The organism is Streptomyces sp. NPDC005774, from assembly GCF_042871645.1.
GTDB lineage: Bacteria > Actinomycetota > Actinomycetes > Streptomycetales > Streptomycetaceae > Streptomyces > Streptomyces pratens.
Genome location: NZ_JBIAIV010000002.1, coordinates 66,526 through 84,127 on the forward strand (window position 1 = coordinate 66,526; position 17,602 = coordinate 84,127).

A 17,602-nucleotide genomic window follows, 5' to 3' on the forward strand; every position below is an offset into this window, starting at 1 on the left:
GTGAGCATCCGCGACCAGCTGGGCAAGGACCTCGACGCGCTGGGCACTGCCACCGGCGGCCTGCAGACCGTCAGTGCGGAGGTCCTCGACGTCACCGAGGACGGCCGGGTCAACCTGCTCATGCAGGGCGCCGAACTGTACGGGGTCGCCTGCACGGACGCCTACCGCAACCGCAAGGCCGGAGACATCGTGGCCGTGCGCCGCGGCGCCGTCCCCGTCGTCCTGTGGCGGCTGGGGGACGACCCGGCAGAGACGGAGCAGGCCGACGTGGAGCGGCTCGCCGTCCAGGCCGCCCGCGACGTGCAGGTGGTACGGGCGGCGACCTACGGCACCGGCGCCCCCGCAGGCTCGGGCTGGCAGGCCGCCTCCGCAGTCCACGTCCGTAAGGTCGACGGCCGCCTGGAGGTCTACTTCCAGGTCGGGTCCGTCGCCGACCCGTCACCGCCGGCACCGGCCGTTCCGTCACCGAGGCCGGTCACCATCTCTCCCACCAGCTCGGGCACGTGGCGCGGCGGCCGCCCGGACGACTACGCCTCCGCACCGACACAGGGCGACTGGACCGGCCGCGGCAACCGTCGCGGCGGATGGTTCTACGGCACGTCGATCCAGGCAGCATGCGCGGGCAAGACCGTGGCGTCCATGAAGGTCGCCTTCACCCGCAAGACGGGCTCGGGCGTCAACGCCAAGCGCCCCGTCCGCCTATACCTGCACGGCCACGCCTCGCCGCCCTCCGGTCAGCTCAACCTCGGGGACGGGCCCGAGGCGCTGTTGCGCCTGTCCGTGGGCGCGAAGGGCACCGCGACCCTGCCGCGGTCCTGGGCGGCCGCGCTGGCCTCCGGGGCCGCGCGGGGCCTGGCCATCTACGCGACCGGCAGCACCGACTACATGTCCGTGACCGGCGGCAAGATCACTATCACCTTCTCGTAGGAGCACCTGTGGCGACCATCGGATACGCCGGCCTGCCCGTCCCGGGCGGCGGCGACAGCCCCACCACGCCCGGACACCTCGCCGACCTCGCCGCCGCGATCGACCCGCGGCTGTGGCAGCACGTCACCAACGAGGCCGACCGCAACACCCGGCTGGCGGGCGCCCCGGCGCGGACCGTCGCGGTGACCCCGAACGGCACCACCTGGATCAAGACCAGCAACACGACGAACACGTGGATCACGCTCTGGGAGCCGCTGCCCGCCTGGCAGCCCGTCACCCTCGCCTCCGGCTACGTCGCCGGGGAAACCACCCCCCAGCTCCGCATCTGGCAGGGCCGGGTGTGGACCCGGGGCCGCATCGCCCGCGCCGACGGGACCCTGCTGCCCGTTGCCGGTGGCCGGCTCGGCAGCGTGCCCACCGCAGCGATCCCCAAGCAGCTCGCCATGTGGGCGGGCGGCGGCAGCCTCACCGGCGACCCGATGACCGGCGTCGGCAGGGTCGAAGTGTTCTCCCCCGACCAGGACGGCAACATCAACGGCAACCGCGGCTCCCTGGTTTGGCACAGCCAGGACGGCATGCAGGACGGCGGCACCGCGGGCGTGTTCTGGGCCGACATCTCCGGCTTCTACTGGCTCGACTGAAAAGGCGGATCATGCCTCTGTACACCTTCGGCGGCAACCCGTCCGCCGTACTCACCACCATCACCGGCGACGTCGTCCCCGACTACCCCGTACAGGTGCGGGAGGCCGCCAGCGGCGCCCTGGTCACCCAGCTGTACGAGGCGGACGGCAGCACCCCGATCGGCCAGCTGCGCAGCAACAGCGCCGGGTCCGAGGCGCCGGGCGCCATCCGCACGTTCATGTGCGAGTGGCCGCAGATCCGCTACGAGTACCTCGCCACTGGCGGACGCACCGTGTCCTGGTACGAGTCCGGGCGGGAGGTCGCCACCGAGGCCCTGCAAGCGGCGACCGGCGCCGCAGTCGCCGCCGCCGACGCAGCGGAGCAGGCCGGGACGGCGCTGACCGCGTCGTCCAACGCGCAGGCGTCCGCGGCCTCCGCCACCACCGCGGCGGAGGCCGCGCTCGAGCAGGCCGGGCAGGCTCGGGTCGACGCCAGCGACGCCATCGCCGCCGTCACCTCCCGGCTGCCGGCCGTCGCCACCATCGACACTCTCCCGCCGGTCGTCTACGACGCGCACCGCGGCGGCGCCGGCGAAGGCGTCGAGAACACCCTCGCCGCGCTGCGCGGGTCGATGCCGTGGGCCGACGTCCTCGACATCGACTCGCAGGTGATAGGCGACGGCACGCCCGTGCTGATGCACGACGCCACCGTGGACCGCACCACCAAGGCCGCCGGGAACGTCAGCCTGTTCAACGCGGCGCAATGGTCGCTCCTCCGCTCGGACCCGTCGGCGTGGTTCGCAGCACAGGCACCCGATCTGCCGCTGCACACCGTGGAGCAGGTCCTGGACGAACTCGGCGGCCGCCGGGTGATGACCGTGGAGGCGAAGAACGCGGCCGGGGTGGCGACGATCGCCGCGATGATCCGCGCCCGCCGCCTGGAACGGTCGGTGCTGATCAACACGAACAACACGGCGATCGTCTCGACGATCAAGAGCGCGGGGTGTCTGGCGCACCTGTGGCGGTCGACAGCGCAGATGGCCACCGACAATGCGGCCACCATCAAGGCGACCGGCGCCGATCTGCTGGACATCGACATCGCGGGCACCGACGCGCAGATCACCGCCGCGGTCGCGCAGGACTACCCGCTCGGGGTGTGGGCGCACACCCTCGTGCGCCGCACGGAACGGGAACGGGCGCTCGCACTGGGCTGCCGCGGCATCATCACCGACTACCCCGGATACGTGTCCGGCCGCATCCCACGCCGCACCACCAGCTCGTTCTCCAGCGGGCAGTGGGGTTACGGGTATGTGCCCTCAGCTGCGGCCCGCCCGGTACTGGACGCGTCCGGGCGAATCCCGCTGCCGCCGCCCGCCTCCAACACCGCCCCCGACGCCGTGGTACTGCTCGCCGGCGAAGTGTCCCCGGCCCCGGCGACGACGACGATCGACGTCAAGTTCAGCTTTCCGACCGCGGGCAGCACCGGCTGGTCGCTGTTCTCCGTGCACATCGGCGCGGACGACGCGCCGACTGTGCTGTCCGGCTCGGCGATCCTGCACGACGGCTACACGTTCCAGATCAGCAACGACCGCAGCCTGCGCATCTGGCGGGACAACAAGACCGGCGGCACCTCGACACAGCTCGCGAACACGACCGCCGGGACGGCGCTCACCGCGAACACGGTCTACACGCTGCGGATCGTCCTCACGGCGACGCAGATCACCCTGTCCGTGCCGGAGATCGCCGGGCTGACGACGACCGTCACCGACTCCACCCACCGGGTGCCCTGGTACATCTACGTCGGCCGCAACTACGCCGCATCGGCGACCGGACTGATCTGGATCAACTCGATCAGCACCACCTGACCCACTCCCGCCCACACGCCCCGCGCCCCGGCCGGGGCGTTTCTCATGCCCTGGAGGCCTGATGGCACCACCCATGTCCGCAGACGCATTCATCAAGGCGCTGAAGGCCGAAGGGCTCACGGTCGTCGAGGTCGGCGACTGGCGCGACCACAACCGCAACTCGAAGGGCCCGTGGGGGCCGGTGCACGGGGTGATGATCCACCACACCGTCACACAGGGCAGCGCCCGCACCGTCGACATATGCCGCCACGGATACTCCACCCTGCCCGGCCCGCTCTGCCACGGCGTCATCACCAAGGACGGCCGCGTCCACCTCGTCGGCTACGGCCGCACCAACCACGCCGGCCTCGGCGACGACGACGTCCTCCGCGCGGTCATCGCAGAGAAGGGGCTGCCCGCCGACAACGAGCAGAACACCGACGGCAACCGGCACTTCTACGGCTTCGAGTGCGAGAACCTCGGCGACAACAAGGACCCCTGGCCGGCCGCCCAAGTCGACGCGATCGTCCGCGCCTCCGCCGCGGTGCTCCGGGAACACGGCTGGAACAAGGACGGCAAGGGCACCATCTCCGTCATCGCTCACGAGGAGTGGCAGCCCGGCAAGGTCGACCCGCGCGGCCCGGGCTACCCCGGGCACAGCACCATCCGCACTCGCGTCGCCGAGCGCCTCAAGCACCCCGCCAGCTGGTCGCCGGGCACGGCCAAGCCGCCTGCCCCGGCCCCGAAGCCGCCCACCACCGAGGAGCGGCTCACCGCTCTGGAGAAGCGCGTCACCGCGCTCGAGAAGAAGTGAGGGCACCCATGTCCGAACAGTCCCTCCCGCCGATCCTGCGGTACTTCGAGTTCACTCACCTCCCGCCCCACCTTCAGGCGGTCTCGATGCCGTTCTCCGAGCTGGCCCACCGGCTGAACACGATGCTGCCGCCCGGGCCCGAGCTATCCGTTGCGCTCCGCAAGTTGCTGGAGTCCAAGGACGCTGCCGTCCGCGCCGCCCTCGACCTCCCGAAGGAGTCCTGACCCATGTCCGAGATCAGCCTTCCCAGCACCGAGACCGTCGTGAAGACCGCCGCCTCCTACGGCCGCGACCTTCTCGAGCGCGTCCTCGCCACCGGCCTGCAGGCGTTCATCGGCGGCATCGTCGTCACCCAGCCCCTCGACGGCAGCATGTGGCATGCCGCCGCAGCGGGAGGAGTCGGCGCCGGCCTCGCCCTCGTCAAGGGTCTCGTCGCCCGCTGGCGCGACGTCACCAACAGCGCATCCCTCGCCAAGGGCGTCTGATGCGCACGGCGGCCCGGCGGCTCAGCACCCGGCTGGGCCGCCGCGGTGCGCTCCTCACTCTCAAGGGCATCATGGCCGCGGGCTACGGCTCCGGGCAGATCGTCCAGCCGACCGGCGACCAAGACGGCCTGGCGCTGCTCCTGAAGATGAGACCGCTCGACTTCTGGGGGTGGGTCTGGATCACCGCAGGCGTCATCGCGCTCGCCTGCGCCTGGCTCCCCCCGCGCCGGGACTGGCCCGGCTTCCTCGGGATCTGGCTGATCGCCACCCCGTGGGCCATGGCGTACCTGCTGTCCTGGTGGCCGCTCGGCGCGAGCCCCAGAGGGTGGGTCGTCGCAATGATCTTCGGCGCGTTCGGGGCGGTGTGCTTGGTCGCCATCGGCTGGGACGAGCCACCCCCGGCACGATCGGAGCCACCCCGTGAGACCTGAGATGCTGACCGCGCTCAGCGCCCTCGCCGTCGCCCTCGTCACCGCGGCCGGTGGGGCGGTGACGGCCATCATCGGCCGCCGCCAGCCCCGCCGCCCGCGCGGCGCCGAGCGACGCGACGACTTCACCGCGGTCACCGACCGGCTGGGCCAGCACATCGAGCGCCTGGAACGAGAGGCTGAGCAGGACCGGCAGCAGGCCGACCAGGACCGCGAGCGCATCACTGCCCAGGACGTCACCATCCGGTACATGGCCGGCTGGCTGCGCACGATGGTGTCCTTCGCCCGCCAGTCCCGGCTGGAGCCCCCGCCGCCGCCCCAGCCGATACCTAACGAAGCCCGGCCCTACCTCCACGACGTGGGACTGTGAGCCCCGGACCGGCCCCGGCGTAGGAGGCCGGCCCGGGACGACTCGCCCCCATCCCGCATGCCCCCGCCCTTCCCCGTCATGGGGGAGGGCGGGGGCACTTCGTCATGTCTGGGGCGGGGAGTCGGCGACGAAGCTTCCGAGGCCGCGCACCGTGTACAGGGTGCCCTCGTCACGGAGCCGGGCAAGAACCTTTTGCGCAGTGTCGACCGCGACCCCGTACTCGGCGACGAGCTGCTGCACGGAGGGCACGCGGGTCCGGGGCGGGTACGTGCCGTCCGCGATCCGCGCACGGATCACGTCGGCGATCTGCTCCCACCGGGGTCGGTCAGCCTCCCACTCGATCATGCGTGCACCGTAGGCACGGGCATGGTGGGGCCGCGATCGGTAGTAAAGGGCCAGATACGAGGGTGTACTACCCAGCACTAGGAGTATCGTCCCGGGCATACGAAGCCCCCGCGCCGTGCAACCGGCCGGGGGCGTGGACGACGCTACGAGGGGCATCGCCATGGACGAGAGTACGCAATCCGCCACCCCACGGACAGACTCCAGCGCCTTACCCATGCTGCCGCTGCCGCAGGTCATCGGCCTGGACGACGCGGAGCGACGCGGAGCCGCCTGCGTGTGGTGCAAGACGCTGCTCACCGCCGAGACGGCACGCGACCTCGGCGAGCGCATGACGTCGGGAGGCCGCATCTGGCCCCGCGGCTGCACCCCGTGCGTCTGCACGGAGGCGCGCCGTATTTTTCTCCTGCACGCACGCCACTGCCAGAGCTGCATCCGCAACAAGGCCCGCTGCCCGGACCGGCGCGCGCTGCGCGACCTGGCCCTCGAGGACCGACGGGAGAGCAGGCCGTGACCGGGCGACAGATCGCGATGGACGGCCCCATGCATCTGGGCCTGCCGCTCACCGACCCCGACCCCGTGCCCGGCTGCAAGACGTGCCAGCATCTGGCCGGCCAGCGTGACGCCGCCAAGAAGGCGGGCGACCCCCCGCGCGTCTCCGACTGCAATGTGTGGATACGCCGGCACCCGAGCCACGAGCACAAGATCCCCCGCTGGTAGCCCACTAACCCCCGCTCCCGGCACGTAGCCCGCCGGCCGTGCCGAGAGCGGGACCGAGCGGCCCGCCCCGACGTCCCCCGTCGCGGGGCGGGCCGCTCACCCAAGCCCCTGCCCTGCCTCCTCCAGAGGCAGGGCAGGACGAGCGGGCCGCCCGACGGCGAGCAGTACAGGGCGGCCCGCTCACCCCACCAGCTCGGACAGTGGCACACCGATCGCACGAGCGATCCGCAGCAGCGTCCGCAGGGTCGGGTTCGCCCGCCCGGCCTCGATGTCCTGGTAGTGCGCGCGGTTCATCGGCACCGCCAGGAACACCCGCTCCTGGGTGAGGCCCTGGTGCTCGCGGACCTCACGGATGCGCCGGCCGATGCGGAGCATCTCGCGGTCGGTCTCGTCCTCGGGCTGATCTGCGGGCACCTGCCCACGCTGTGGCCGTGACGATCTTGTGTCAGCCTGGTGACAGCAGGCTATTTGTGATCTTGCTTGTGCTGAGATGCAGGAGCGGTCACGCAGACTGCCGAAGGCGTTGCGGCCACCCGGGAGGGTGCCCCAGGAGAGGACGCTGGACGCAGGGAAGGGCGGTCACCCCGTGAGGTGACCGCCCCTTCCTTTGCTGCGATTGATCTCGCCCCGCTCGCGCACGCTCACGCAATCGCCGACCTTTCGGGCCAGCAGCGGGCCAGCTAGCGATCATGACGGGGAGTCAAAACGGACAGGACCCCAGCTCGGTTACCGCGTGAGCTGGGGTCCAACCGGTGGGCCCTGTGGGACTCGAACCCACAACCAATGGATTAAAAGTCCACTGCTCTGCCAATTGAGCTAAGGGCCCCAGGCGATGTTGCCTCCACGAGCATAGCGGGACGTGGGCGCGTCGTTGATCGGGTATCGGTGCGACAGACCCGGACGTGTCCCCTCCACATGCGGCAGGGCCCGCACGACGGATGTCGTACGGGCCCTGTCACGTCAGTCCGGTGTGCCGGGATCAGTCGTTGCGCTTCCAGCGCGGCTTGTCCTCGCGGCGGCCGAAAGAGCCACCGCCGCGGTGCTCGTCACGACGGCCGTACGGGCGGTCGTGGGAGGCACCGGAGCGGAAGCCGGGGCGCTCGCCCTGGCGGTCGCGGTTGACCGGACGGTCGCTGCCACGGTGGCCGGCACGCTCACCGCGCTCACCGCGGTCGTCACGGCGGAAGCCGGGACGGTCACCCCGGTCGTCGCGACGGAAGCCGCCACGGTCACCACCGCGGTCACCGCGGTCGTCACGACGCTCGAACGGACGGCCGCCACGGTCACCACCGCGGTCACCCCGGTCGTCACGACGCTCGAACGGACGGCCACCACGGTCACCACCGCGGTCGTCACGACGCTCGAACGAACGGCCGCCACGGTCACCACCGCGGTCACCCCGGTCGTCACGACGCTCGAACGGACGGCCACCACGGTCACCACCGCGGTCACCCCGGTCGTCACGACGCTCGAACGAACGGCCGCCACGGTCACCACCGCGGTCACCCCGGTCGTCACGACGGAAGCCACCACGGTCACCACCACGGTCACGGTCGCGGTTGAAGCCGCCGCGGTCGTCACGACGCTCGAACGAACGGCCACCACGGTCACCACCGCGGTCACCCCGGTCGTCACGACGGAAGCCGTCGCGGCGGTCGGAGCGCTCGGTGTCGCGTGCGGTCTGCTGCTCCGGCAGCGAGACCTCGGCCTGGGCCGACACCTCGGTGGCCGCCTCGGCCACTGCCGCCTCCGGGTCCTCGCCCCGCTCGCGGGCGGCCCTGGCGACCAGCCGGTCCGCCTCTTCCCGCAGTTCGGAGGCCCGGCGCTGCGCCCGCTCCAGTTCCTTGGTGAGCTGAGCGGCCTCGCGCTCGGCCTGCTGGGCCGCCTTGCCCGCCGACTCGGCCTGGACCTCGGTCATCGACCGGGCGCCGGTGATCTCGGCGAGCTCCGGATCGAAGGCCGCGCCGCCCTGGATGATGTGACGCGTGGCGTCCACGCCCGCGTCCTCCATCAGCCGGAAGATCTGGCGCCGCTGGTGCGGCAGGGACAGCGACACGACGGTGCCGGTGCGGCCGGCCCGCGCCGTACGGCCGGCCCGGTGCAGGTAGTCCTTGTGGTCGCCGGCCGGGTCCACGTTCAGCACCAGGTCGATGCCGTCGACGTGGATACCGCGCGCGGCGACGTCCGTGGCGACCAGGACGTTGACGTAGCCGTCCTTGAAGTCGGCCAGCGTCCGCGTCCGCGCGCCCTGCGTCATGCCGCCGTGCAGCGCGTCGGCCTTGGCGCCCGCCTCGCGCAGCTGGTCGGCGATCCGGTCCGCGCCCAGCTGGGTACGGACGAAGATGATGGTGCGGCCCTTGCGGGAGGCGATGGCCGCGGTGACCGGTGCCTTGTCCTTCGGCTTCACGACCAGGATGTGGTGCGACATCGTCGTGACGGCGCCCTGGGCGGCGTCGACCTCGTGGTGGACCGGGTCCTTCAGGTACCGGTCGACGAGCGTCTTGATCTCGTTCTCCATGGTCGCGGAGAACAGCATCCGCTGACCGCCCGCCGGGATCTGGTCGAGCAGCTCGGTGACCTCGGGCAGGAAGCCCAGGTCCGACATCTGGTCGGCCTCGTCGAGGACGGCGATCTGCACGTTCTCCAGGGAGCACGCGCCGCGGTTGATGATGTCGCGCAGGCGGCCGGGGGTGGCGACCAGGACGTCGACACCGCGCTCGAGGGCGTAGATCTGGTTGCCCATGGAGGTACCGCCGCAGACGACCTTCATCTTCAGCCCGAGGACGTCCCCGTACGGCTGGAGCGCGTCGGCCACCTGCATGGCGAGCTCACGCGTCGGCGTCAGGATGAGGGCGCGCGGCTTGTGCTTCTCGGTCCGGCCGCCGGCCAGCGTGGTCAGCGTCGACAGACCGAAGGCGAGGGTCTTGCCGGAGCCGGTGCGGCCGCGGCCGAGGATGTCCTTGCCGTTCAGGGCGTCCGGGATGGTCGCCGCCTGGATCGGGAAGGGGCTGGTCACGCCGTTCTGCGTGAGCTTGCGCACGACGCCCTCGGGCAGGCCGAGGGAGGCGAAGGTGAGCTCGGGGGTGCTGTCCGCGCTGTCACCGTCGTCGGTGACGTCACCGTCGTCCGCGCTGTCGTCGGTGTCGGTGGCCACGTCGATGTCGGTGATGACGTCCGTGATGTCCGTGACGTCGGTGACGACGTCAGCGGTGACGACGTCAGCGGCGACGGCGGTGGTGATGGTGGTGGTGGTGGTGGTGTCGGCGTCCTCGGTGTTCTCGGGCACGACGACGTAATCAGTACTGGCGATGGGCATACGAATGCGAAACCTTCCGGAGTCTCTTCGGCACGCGCCCGTCAACTCCGTGATTCGCAATTCGCAATATGACCGCCTCGATGCGGTCCACCACGGTAAGGGGAGAGTACGCGCCACACGGCGCGCTCTGCAGTGGCGCCGGGCAAATAGGATCAAACGATCTGCCACCATACGCACCCTGTGCCCCCCAAAGCAAACCGGGAGCTCACAGCGGTGGGGCAGGGCATCGGAGCGGGTGCTCAGGCCGGCGCCCCCGCTTCCGGTGCGGGCTCCCGGTGCACCAGCTGGGTCTCCGGCGGCTCGTGCGCCGACGAGGACGGCTCCGCGGCCGTCGGCTCCGGCGGGACCGAGGGCTCCGGCGGCGCCTGGGTGGGCTCCGGATCCGCCGGCCGGGTGGGCTCCGGCGGTTCCGGCCGGCTGTCAGGGGTCGGCCCCGCCGGCTCACCCGGCCCGCCGTCGTCCGGCACCGGCCCGCTCACCCCCGGGGAGGGCGGCGCCTCGGCGGCGGACGCGGCTCCCGCCCCGCTCTTCTTCCGTTCACCCTGCTCGCCCTTCTTGCCGCCGCCCTCGCGGCGCTCGCTCCCGCCCTCGTCCGCCGCGGCACCATGACCGCCCTTGCCGTCCGGCACCGCGGGCCCCCCGTCGGGCGCCTCGCCGTCCGAACGGCTTACGGAATGCGACGGCTCGGCCTCGACCGGCCCCTCCCCACCGACGCTCATACAGCCGGCGGCAGCGGCGACGGCCAGGACGGTGGCGGCCAGGCGGACAGGTACGTACAAGGGGCGCACGAGGCCACCTCCGGTCGGAATACTGGGTCGGACTGCCCAACTCCCACCGCCCGCAGGAGGACACGCCGTCAGCGCACCGGTGACAAGCCGGTGACCTATCCGTAGCCGAGTGCGTGCAGTCGGGCGTCGTCGATCCCGAAGTGATGCGCGATCTCGTGCACCACCGTGATCTCCGCCTCGGCGACGATGTCCTCCCGGGATTCGCACATCCGCAGGGTCGGCCCCCGGTAGATGGTGATCCGGTCCGGCAGCACCCCCGCGTACCACTCGCCCCGCTCGGTCAGCGGAGTCCCCTCGTACAGCCCCAGCAGCTCGGGATCGTCCGCCGGCGGCTCGTCCTCGACGAACACCGCGACGTTGTCCATCAGCCGCGTCAGCTCCGGCGGGATCCGGTCGAGCGCCTCGGCGACCAGTTCCTCGAACTCCCCACGCGTCATCTCCAGCACAGGGCCATTGTCTGCCATGACCCATCCGTACGAGTCCCGCCGGGCACCCCGCATATCCGGCGCGTCGTATGGGCATACGGGATCAATGGCACGCGTCCCCTCCGCAGTCAGGAACCTCCCACACCGCCTCCGAAGGGTCCCGCGAGCCCTCACCCGCCGTCACCGCTCCCGCCGCCCCGCCGCCACGGCCGTCACCAGCACACTCACCGCCCGGCCGCCCCGACCCTGGAAGCGCGTCGTCGGACTCTTCGCCGTCGTCCTGCTGGGCGCCTGGCTCGGCCTGCTGATCGTGGGCAATGTGCGCGTCCCGGTCGGCCCCATGGACACGACCATGACCTTGCGCCCGTCCCTCACGGGCGGCACGAAGATCAACGTGTCCCCCCTGGGCGCCCTCGAACTCGACAGCCACCACGCCCCCGTCCGCCTCGACGTGAACGTCGACCAGCTGGACCCCGCCCGATCCCAGGCCCTCGTGGACCACCCCGAGCGCCTCTCCGGGCTCCAGGACGAAGTCACCCAGGACATCGCCCGCGGCACCGCCGACCTCGCCGTGCGCTCCGTCGTCGCCGTCGTCACCGGCGCCACCGCTCTCGGTCTCGCCGTCTACCGCCGTCCGCGCCGGGCCCTGGCCGCGGGCGGTCTCGCCCTCACCCTTCTGGCCGCGTCCGGCGGTACCGCGTACGCCACCTGGAACCCGGACTCCGTCCTCGAACCGAGGTTCTCCGGGCTGCTCTCCTCGGCGCCCTCCCTGGTCGGCAACGCCCGCAGCATCGTCACGGAGTTCGACGTCTACCAGAAGGAGCTGGCCCGCCTGGTCACCAACGTGACGAAGCTGTACGACGCCACCTCCACGCTCCCCGCCTACCAGCCCGACCCGTCCACCCTCCGGGTCCTGCACGTCTCCGACATCCATCTCAATCCCGCGAGCTGGGCGATCATCGCCTCGCTCGTCGAGCAGTACCGGGTGGACGTCATCGTCGACTCCGGAGACACCATGGACCACGGCACCGCCGCCGAGAACGGCTTCCTCGACCCCATCGAGGACCTCGGCGCCCCCTACGTCTGGGTCCGCGGCAACCACGACTCGCCCGTCACCCAGCGCTATCTCGAAGACCTCGAGAACGTCCACGTCCTGGACGACGGCCGGGCCAGAACCGTCGCGGGCCTGCGCTTCGCCGGCATCGGCGACCCTCAGTTCACCCCGGACCGCTCCACGAAACCCGGTGCCGAGCAGTCCCAGGAACTGGCGGGCGCCCGCCTGGCCTCCGCCCTGCGGGACCAGCGGGCCGCCGGCACCCCGGTCGACGTGGCCGTCGCCCATGAACCGGCGGCGGCCCGCGAGGTGGACGGCACGGTGCCCCTCGTCCTGGCCGGGCACGTCCACCGCCAGAAGACCGAGGTCATGAAGTACGGCACCCGGCTCCGCATCGAAGGCTCCACCGGCGGCAGCGGTCTGCGCGCGATCGAGGGCGAACACCCCGACCCGATCGAGACCTCGATCCTCTACTTCGACCGCGACACCCGCCGTCTCCAGGCCTGGGACTCGATCAGACTGGGCGGCCTGGGCCTGACCACGGCAGAGGTCAGCCGACACCTCCCGGAGGAGAACCAGCCGGGCGCGTCCCCGTCCGGCTCTCCCTCCGGTTCTCCCTCCGGTTCTCCGTCGGGGTCATCCACGGGATCGCCTGCCGGTTCCCCTTCCGGCTCCCCCTCCCCGCCGTCGTCCCCGCTGTTCTCCCGGCTCCCCTCTCCCACCCCCTCGGGACCCGCCCCGTAAACCGTTTTGGCGATCCCTCCCGGCATCACATATGCTTCGGACGTCCCCGACGCGCTGAGAAGCGCCCAGGCGGGCCGATAGCCCTCATCGTCTAGCGGCCTAGGACGCCGCCCTTTCAAGGCGGTAGCACGGGTTCGAATCCCGTTGGGGGCACGCACCACCCTGTGCGACACTGTCGTACGAAGCTTGGTCCTGTGGAGCAGTTTGGAGTGCTCGCCACCCTGTCAAGGTGGAGGCCGCGGGTTCAAATCCCGTCAGGACCGCTGAGGTTTCACGTGAAACCTCGTGGCTGGGTAGCTCAGTTGGTACGAGCGATCGCCTGAAAAGCGATAGGTCGCCGGTTCGACCCCGGCCCCAGCCACAACACACACCCCCTCCGGGTTCCGGAGGGGGTGTTCTCGTGCACTCACCGGTCCTGGCGGCTCGAAGTGCGGTGAGGGCCGGGCAGGCGGGCCAAAACCGTTCGCCACAGAATTCTCGAGAATGAGATCCTGGTTCCCGTATGTCCACGCACCCTGCCTCCGCCCCCTCCTCCGGCGCCCCTGCCTCCGGCACCCCTGCCTCCGGCACCCCTTCCTCCGGCGCCCCCTCCTTCGACGCCCCCTCCTCCGGCACCCCTTCCTCCAGCACCCCTTCCTTCGGCGCTCTCGCCTCTCGCCTGACCGAGCTCTCGTTGCGTGACACGCAGCGGCTCGGGCGCAGGCTCGAGGGCGCACGCAAGATCCGTAAGCCGGAGGCCAAGGCCACCGTGCTCGGCGAGATCGAGGCGGAGGCCGCCAAGGCCGAGGAGCGGATGGCCCGGCGGCGGGCACGGGTACCGGCGATCACGTATCCGGAGCAGTTGCCGGTCAGCCAGAAGAAGGACGCGATCGCCGAGGCCATCCGCGATCACCAGGTGGTGATCGTCGCGGGTGAGACGGGTTCCGGCAAGACCACGCAGATCCCGAAGATCTGCATGGAGCTGGGCCGGGGCGTCCGCGGAATGATCGGGCACACCCAGCCCCGCCGGATCGCCGCCCGCACGGTCGCGGAGCGGGTCGCGGAGGAGCTGGACACCCCCCTCGGGGAGGCCGTCGGCTGGAAGGTGCGGTTCACCGACCAGGTGAGTCCGGACGCCACCTTCGTGAAGCTGATGACCGACGGCATTCTGCTCGCCGAGATCCAGACGGACCGTGAGCTGCTCGCCTACGACACGATCATCATCGACGAGGCCCACGAGCGGTCGCTGAACATCGACTTCCTGCTGGGCTATCTCGCCCGGCTGCTGCCCAGGCGCCCGGACCTGAAGGTCGTCATCACCTCGGCGACCATCGACCCGGAGCGGTTCTCCCGGCACTTCGGCGACGCGCCGATCATCGAGGTCAGTGGTCGCACGTATCCCGTCGAGGTGCGGTACCGGCCGCTGCTCGAGGAGGACTCCGAGGACGCCGACCGCGATCAGATCACCGCGATCACGGACGCGGTCGATGAGCTGATGGCCGAGGGGCCCGGTGACATCCTGGTCTTCCTGTCCGGCGAGCGGGAGATCCGGGACACGGCGGACGCGCTGACGAAGAAGGCGTATCCCCGCGCCGGAGGTGCCGACTGGCACAGCACCGAGGTGCTGCCGCTCTACGCGCGGCTCTCGCACGCCGAGCAGCACCGTGTCTTCCAGCAGCACAGCGGCCGCAGGATCGTTCTGGCGACCAACGTCGCGGAGACGTCACTGACGGTGCCGGGCATCAAGTACGTCATCGACCCCGGGTTCGCGCGGATCTCCCGCTACAGCCACCGGACCAAGGTGCAGCGGCTGCCGATCGAGGCGGTGTCGCAGGCCAGCGCCAACCAGCGCAAGGGCCGCTGCGGGCGCACGTCGGACGGCATCTGCATCCGGCTGTACAGCGAGGACGACTTCGTCACCCGCCCTGAGTTCACGGACGCGGAGATCCTCCGTACCAACCTGGCGTCGGTCATCCTGCAGATGACGGCAGCGGGCCTCGGCGAGATCGAGAAGTTTCCCTTCATCGACCCGCCGGACCACCGGAACATCCGCGACGGCGTGCAGCTGCTCCAGGAGCTAAACGCCCTCGATCCGGCGCAGAAGGACCCCCGCAAGCGGCTGACGGAGACCGGGCGCAAGCTGGCCCAGTTGCCGGTCGACCCGCGGCTGGCGCGCATGGTGCTGGAGGCGGACCGCAACGGCTGTGTCCGCGAGGTCATGGTGATCGCGGCGGCGCTGTCCATCCAGGACCCGCGCGAGCGGCCGGCCGACAAGCAGACCCAGGCGGACCAGCAGCACGCCCGGTTCCGGGACGAGACCAGCGACTTCCTCGCCTACCTCAACCTGTGGCGCTACGTGCGGGAGCAGCAGAAGGAGCGCGGCTCGTCGTCCTTCCGGCGCATGTGCAAGCAGGAGTACCTGAACTTCCTGCGGATCCGTGAGTGGCAGGACATCTACACGCAGCTGCGCACGGTCGCCAAGCAGATGGGCATCCACCTCAACGAGGAGGACGCCCCCGGCGACCGCATCCACGTCTCCCTCCTCTCGGGCCTGCTCTCCCACATCGGGATGAAGGACGTGAAGGAGTCGAAGGACTCCGTTCAGGCCGGGCGCAAGGACGGGAACGGTCGCAAGGACGGCGGCGGGCGCGGCGAGTACGTGGGCGCCCGCAACGCCAAGTTCGCGATCTTCCCGGGTTCGGCGCTGTTCAAGAAGCAGCCGCGGTTCGTGATGTCGGCGGAGCTCGTCGAGACGTCCCGGCTGTGGGCGCGGGTCAACGCGAAGGTCGAGCCGGAGTGGGTCGAACCGCTCGCCGAGCACCTGCTGAAGCGCACGTACAGCGAGCCGCACTGGGAGAAGGACCAGGCCGCGGTGATGGCGTACGAGAAGGTCACGCTGTACGGCGTACCGATCGTCGCCCAGCGGAAGGTGAACTACGGCCGGATCGACGCCGAGGTGTCGCGTGAGCTGTTCATCCGCAACGCACTGGTCGAGGGCGACTGGCGCACGCACCACAAGTTCTTCGCGGACAACCGCAGGCTGCTCACCGAGGTCGAGGAGCTGGAGCACCGGGCGCGGCGGCGGAACATCCTGGTCGACGACGAGACCCTGTTCGACTTCTACGACCAGCGGGTGCCCGAACACGTCGTGTCGGGGGCGCACTTCGACTCGTGGTGGAAGCACAAACGGCACGAGCAGCCGGACCTCCTCGACTTCGAGCGCGAGATGCTCATCCGCGAGTCGGCCGAGGCCGTCACCAAGGCCGACTATCCGGACTCCTGGCGGCAGGGTGCCCTCACGTTCCGGGTGACGTACCAGTTCGAGCCGGGTGCGGACGCCGACGGGGTGACGGTCCATGTGCCGCTGCAGGTGCTGAACCAGGTCACGGACGAGAGCTTCGACTGGCAGATCCCGGGCCTGCGGGAGGAGGTCGTCACGGAGCTGATCCGTTCCCTCCCCAAGCCGATCCGCCGCAACTACGTGCCGGCGCCGAACTACGCGAAAACGTTCCTGGAGCGGGCGGTGCCTCTCCAGGAGCCGCTGACCACGACGATGGCCCGTGAGCTGAAGCGCATGGTCGGGGTGCCGTTCGACGCGGACGACTTCGACTGGTCCAAGGTCCCCGACCACTTGAAGATCACCTTCCGGATCGTCGACGAGCGGCGCCGGAAGATCGCCGAGGACAAGGACCTGGAGGCGCTCCGACTCCGGCTGAAGCCGAAGGCCCGCCAGGCTCTCTCCCAGGCGGCGGCCGCCACGGCCCAACGCGAGGGCGGCGAGTCGCTGGAGCGGACGGGTCTGACCGACTGGACCGTCGGCGCGCTGACCCGTGTCTTCGAGACGCGGCGGGCCGGTCAGCCGGTGAAGGCGTTCCCCGCGCTGGTCGACGACGGCGACACCGTCTCCGTACGCCTCTTCGATGCGGAGGCGGAGCAGCAGCCGGCGATGTGGAAGGGCACGCGTCGCCTGATCCTGCGCAATATCCCGGTGAACCCTGCGAAGTTCGCATCCGAGAAGTTGACGAACCCCCAGAAGCTCGCCCTGTCGGCGAATCCGCACGGTTCCATCCAGGCGCTGTTCGACGACTGCGCGATGGCGGCGGCGGACCGGCTGATCGCGGACTTCGGCGGGCCCGTGTGGGACGAGGAGTCGTACCGCAAGCTGTACGAGAAGGTGCGCGCCGAGATCGTCGACACGACCGTCCGCGCGGTGGGCCAGGTGCAGCAGGTACTGGCCGCCTGGCAGGCGTGCGAACGGCGTCTGAAGGACGTACGAAGCCCCGTGCTGCTGGCCAACCTCCAGGACGTACGCGGGCAGCTGGACGCCCTGGTGAAGCCGGGGTTCGTGACGGAGACGGGGCTGCGCCGGCTGCCGGACCTGATGCGGTACCTGGTGGCCGTGGACCGCCGCCTCCAGCAGATGCCGACGAACGTCCAGCGGGACACGGCCCGCATGGAGAAGGTCCACGAGATGCGGGACGAGTACGCCTGGCTGCTGGAACAGCTGCCCCAGGGACGGCCGGTGCCGCAGCAGGTGCTGGACATCCGCTGGATGATCGAGGAGCTCCGGGTCAGCTATTTCGCCCATGCGCTGGGCACCGCGTACCCGGTCTCGGACAAGCGGATCGTGAAGGCGATCGACGCCGCCGCTCCGTGACAGGTGCGCCACGCAGGGTGAGTTCGACCAGCGGGCCGCGGCTCCTGTACAGTCTCTTTTCGCAGCGCAAGGTAGCAATCGCACTGCGA

At 70.8% G+C, this 17,602-nt stretch carries 16 protein-coding genes, 4 tRNA genes and 1 pseudogene; 15 read left to right on the plus strand and 6 right to left on the minus strand.

What is annotated here, in order from left to right; genetic code table 11:
* From ACFYQA_RS02465 to ACFYQA_RS02500, 8 genes and pseudogenes are all read left to right on the plus strand, one after another.
* Nucleotides 1–927, plus strand: coding sequence for a hypothetical protein (locus ACFYQA_RS02465; protein WP_388910503.1), 927 nt, complete (start codon nt 1–3; stop codon nt 925–927).
* Between the two features lie 8 nt (nt 928–935).
* Nucleotides 936–1,568 carry a hypothetical protein gene (locus tag ACFYQA_RS02470; RefSeq protein ID WP_388910506.1) on the plus strand — a complete coding sequence of 211 codons (633 nt, stop codon included), beginning with the start codon at nt 936–938 and terminating at the stop codon, nt 1,566–1,568.
* Nucleotides 1,569–1,579: 11 nt separating this feature from the next.
* A complete protein-coding gene (locus ACFYQA_RS02475; RefSeq protein WP_388910509.1) occupies nt 1,580–3,412 on the plus strand; it encodes a glycerophosphodiester phosphodiesterase in 1,833 nt (610 codons plus the stop codon).
* A gap of 61 nt (nt 3,413–3,473) precedes the next feature.
* Nucleotides 3,474–4,085, plus strand: a pseudogene (locus ACFYQA_RS02480) (N-acetylmuramoyl-L-alanine amidase); the annotation flags it as partial.
* A gap of 128 nt (nt 4,086–4,213) precedes the next feature.
* Nucleotides 4,214–4,429: a hypothetical protein gene (locus tag ACFYQA_RS02485; RefSeq protein WP_388910512.1), complete on the plus strand. Its 216-nt coding sequence runs from the start codon at nt 4,214–4,216 to the stop codon at nt 4,427–4,429.
* Nucleotides 4,430–4,432: 3 nt separating this feature from the next.
* Nucleotides 4,433–4,690 carry a hypothetical protein gene (locus ACFYQA_RS02490; RefSeq protein ID WP_388910515.1) on the plus strand — a complete coding sequence of 86 codons (258 nt, stop codon included), beginning with the start codon at nt 4,433–4,435 and terminating at the stop codon, nt 4,688–4,690.
* The gene (locus ACFYQA_RS02495; protein ID WP_388218600.1) at nt 4,690–5,121 is read left to right on the plus strand and encodes a hypothetical protein; all 432 of its coding nucleotides are present in this window, start codon (nt 4,690–4,692) and stop codon (nt 5,119–5,121) included. Before ACFYQA_RS02490 ends, ACFYQA_RS02495 begins: the two co-directional genes overlap by 1 nt.
* Complete coding sequence (locus ACFYQA_RS02500; protein ID WP_388218602.1) at nt 5,111–5,488, plus strand: hypothetical protein; 378 nt, start codon at nt 5,111–5,113, stop codon at nt 5,486–5,488. The genes ACFYQA_RS02495 and ACFYQA_RS02500 overlap by 11 nt, the downstream gene beginning before the upstream one ends.
* Before the next feature lie 102 nt (nt 5,489–5,590).
* Here ACFYQA_RS02500 and ACFYQA_RS02505 read toward each other — a convergent pair whose 3' ends face one another.
* The gene (locus tag ACFYQA_RS02505; protein ID WP_388218605.1) at nt 5,591–5,833 is read right to left on the minus strand and encodes a GntR family transcriptional regulator; all 243 of its coding nucleotides are present in this window, start codon (nt 5,831–5,833) and stop codon (nt 5,591–5,593) included.
* A gap of 214 nt (nt 5,834–6,047) precedes the next feature.
* Between ACFYQA_RS02505 and ACFYQA_RS02510 the strand changes: the two genes are divergently transcribed.
* Together ACFYQA_RS02510 and ACFYQA_RS02515 are read left to right on the plus strand one after the other, a co-directional pair.
* Nucleotides 6,048–6,344, plus strand: a complete 297-nt coding sequence (locus ACFYQA_RS02510; RefSeq protein ID WP_388910520.1) for a hypothetical protein — start codon at nt 6,048–6,050, stop codon at nt 6,342–6,344.
* Entirely contained in the window at nt 6,341–6,550 is a 210-nt protein-coding gene (locus tag ACFYQA_RS02515; RefSeq protein WP_388218610.1) for a hypothetical protein, read from the plus strand. The genes ACFYQA_RS02510 and ACFYQA_RS02515 overlap by 4 nt, the downstream gene beginning before the upstream one ends.
* Nucleotides 6,551–6,730: 180 nt before the next feature.
* Here ACFYQA_RS02515 and ACFYQA_RS02520 read toward each other — a convergent pair whose 3' ends face one another.
* The 5 genes from ACFYQA_RS02520 to ACFYQA_RS02540 all read right to left on the minus strand — a co-directional run bounded on the left by ACFYQA_RS02520 (nt 6,731) and on the right by ACFYQA_RS02540 (nt 11,100).
* Nucleotides 6,731–6,964, minus strand: a complete 234-nt coding sequence (locus ACFYQA_RS02520) for a helix-turn-helix domain-containing protein (protein WP_388218613.1) — start codon at nt 6,962–6,964, stop codon at nt 6,731–6,733.
* Between the two features lie 339 nt (nt 6,965–7,303).
* Nucleotides 7,304–7,376: transfer RNA gene (locus ACFYQA_RS02525), tRNA-Lys, on the minus strand.
* 153 nt (nt 7,377–7,529) lie between these two features.
* A complete protein-coding gene (locus tag ACFYQA_RS02530; protein ID WP_388910523.1) occupies nt 7,530–9,866 on the minus strand; it encodes a DEAD/DEAH box helicase in 2,337 nt (778 codons plus the stop codon).
* A 239-nt stretch (nt 9,867–10,105) separates the two neighbouring features.
* Nucleotides 10,106–10,654 carry a hypothetical protein gene (locus ACFYQA_RS02535; protein ID WP_388910526.1) on the minus strand — a complete coding sequence of 183 codons (549 nt, stop codon included), beginning with the start codon at nt 10,652–10,654 and terminating at the stop codon, nt 10,106–10,108.
* A 95-nt stretch (nt 10,655–10,749) separates the two neighbouring features.
* Complete coding sequence (locus tag ACFYQA_RS02540) at nt 10,750–11,100, minus strand: metallopeptidase family protein (RefSeq protein WP_386392674.1); 351 nt, start codon at nt 11,098–11,100, stop codon at nt 10,750–10,752.
* An 85-nt stretch (nt 11,101–11,185) separates the two neighbouring features.
* Between ACFYQA_RS02540 and ACFYQA_RS02545 the strand changes: the two genes are divergently transcribed.
* From ACFYQA_RS02545 to hrpA, 5 genes are all read left to right on the plus strand, one after another.
* Nucleotides 11,186–12,877, plus strand: a complete 1,692-nt coding sequence (locus ACFYQA_RS02545; RefSeq protein WP_388910529.1) for a metallophosphoesterase — start codon at nt 11,186–11,188, stop codon at nt 12,875–12,877.
* An 80-nt stretch (nt 12,878–12,957) separates the two neighbouring features.
* Nucleotides 12,958–13,030: transfer RNA gene (locus ACFYQA_RS02550), tRNA-Glu, on the plus strand.
* A gap of 35 nt (nt 13,031–13,065) precedes the next feature.
* A tRNA-Asp gene (locus ACFYQA_RS02555) sits at nt 13,066–13,140 on the plus strand.
* A gap of 24 nt (nt 13,141–13,164) precedes the next feature.
* Nucleotides 13,165–13,238, plus strand: a tRNA-Phe gene (locus ACFYQA_RS02560).
* Between the two features lie 141 nt (nt 13,239–13,379).
* Nucleotides 13,380–17,513, plus strand: a complete 4,134-nt coding sequence (gene hrpA / locus ACFYQA_RS02565; RefSeq protein WP_388910532.1) for an ATP-dependent RNA helicase HrpA — start codon at nt 13,380–13,382, stop codon at nt 17,511–17,513.
* The last annotated feature ends 89 nt before the right edge of the window (nt 17,514–17,602 follow it).

Coding starts and splice junctions, on each gene's coding strand:
- ACFYQA_RS02475 (WP_388910509.1), top strand. CDS start 1,580: ATGCCTCTGTACACCTTCGGCGGCAACCCGTCCGCCGTACTCACCACC.
- ACFYQA_RS02485 (WP_388910512.1), top strand. CDS start 4,214: ATGTCCGAACAGTCCCTCCCGCCGATCCTGCGGTACTTCGAGTTCACT.
- ACFYQA_RS02490 (WP_388910515.1), top strand. CDS start 4,433: ATGTCCGAGATCAGCCTTCCCAGCACCGAGACCGTCGTGAAGACCGCC.
- ACFYQA_RS02495 (WP_388218600.1), top strand. CDS start 4,690: ATGCGCACGGCGGCCCGGCGGCTCAGCACCCGGCTGGGCCGCCGCGGT.
- ACFYQA_RS02505 (WP_388218605.1), bottom strand. CDS start 5,833: ATGATCGAGTGGGAGGCTGACCGACCCCGGTGGGAGCAGATCGCCGAC.
- ACFYQA_RS02510 (WP_388910520.1), top strand. CDS start 6,048: ATGCTGCCGCTGCCGCAGGTCATCGGCCTGGACGACGCGGAGCGACGC.
- ACFYQA_RS02530 (WP_388910523.1), bottom strand. CDS start 9,866: ATGCCCATCGCCAGTACTGATTACGTCGTCGTGCCCGAGAACACCGAG.
- ACFYQA_RS02545 (WP_388910529.1), top strand. CDS start 11,186: ATGGCACGCGTCCCCTCCGCAGTCAGGAACCTCCCACACCGCCTCCGA.
- hrpA (WP_388910532.1), top strand. CDS start 13,380: ATGTCCACGCACCCTGCCTCCGCCCCCTCCTCCGGCGCCCCTGCCTCC.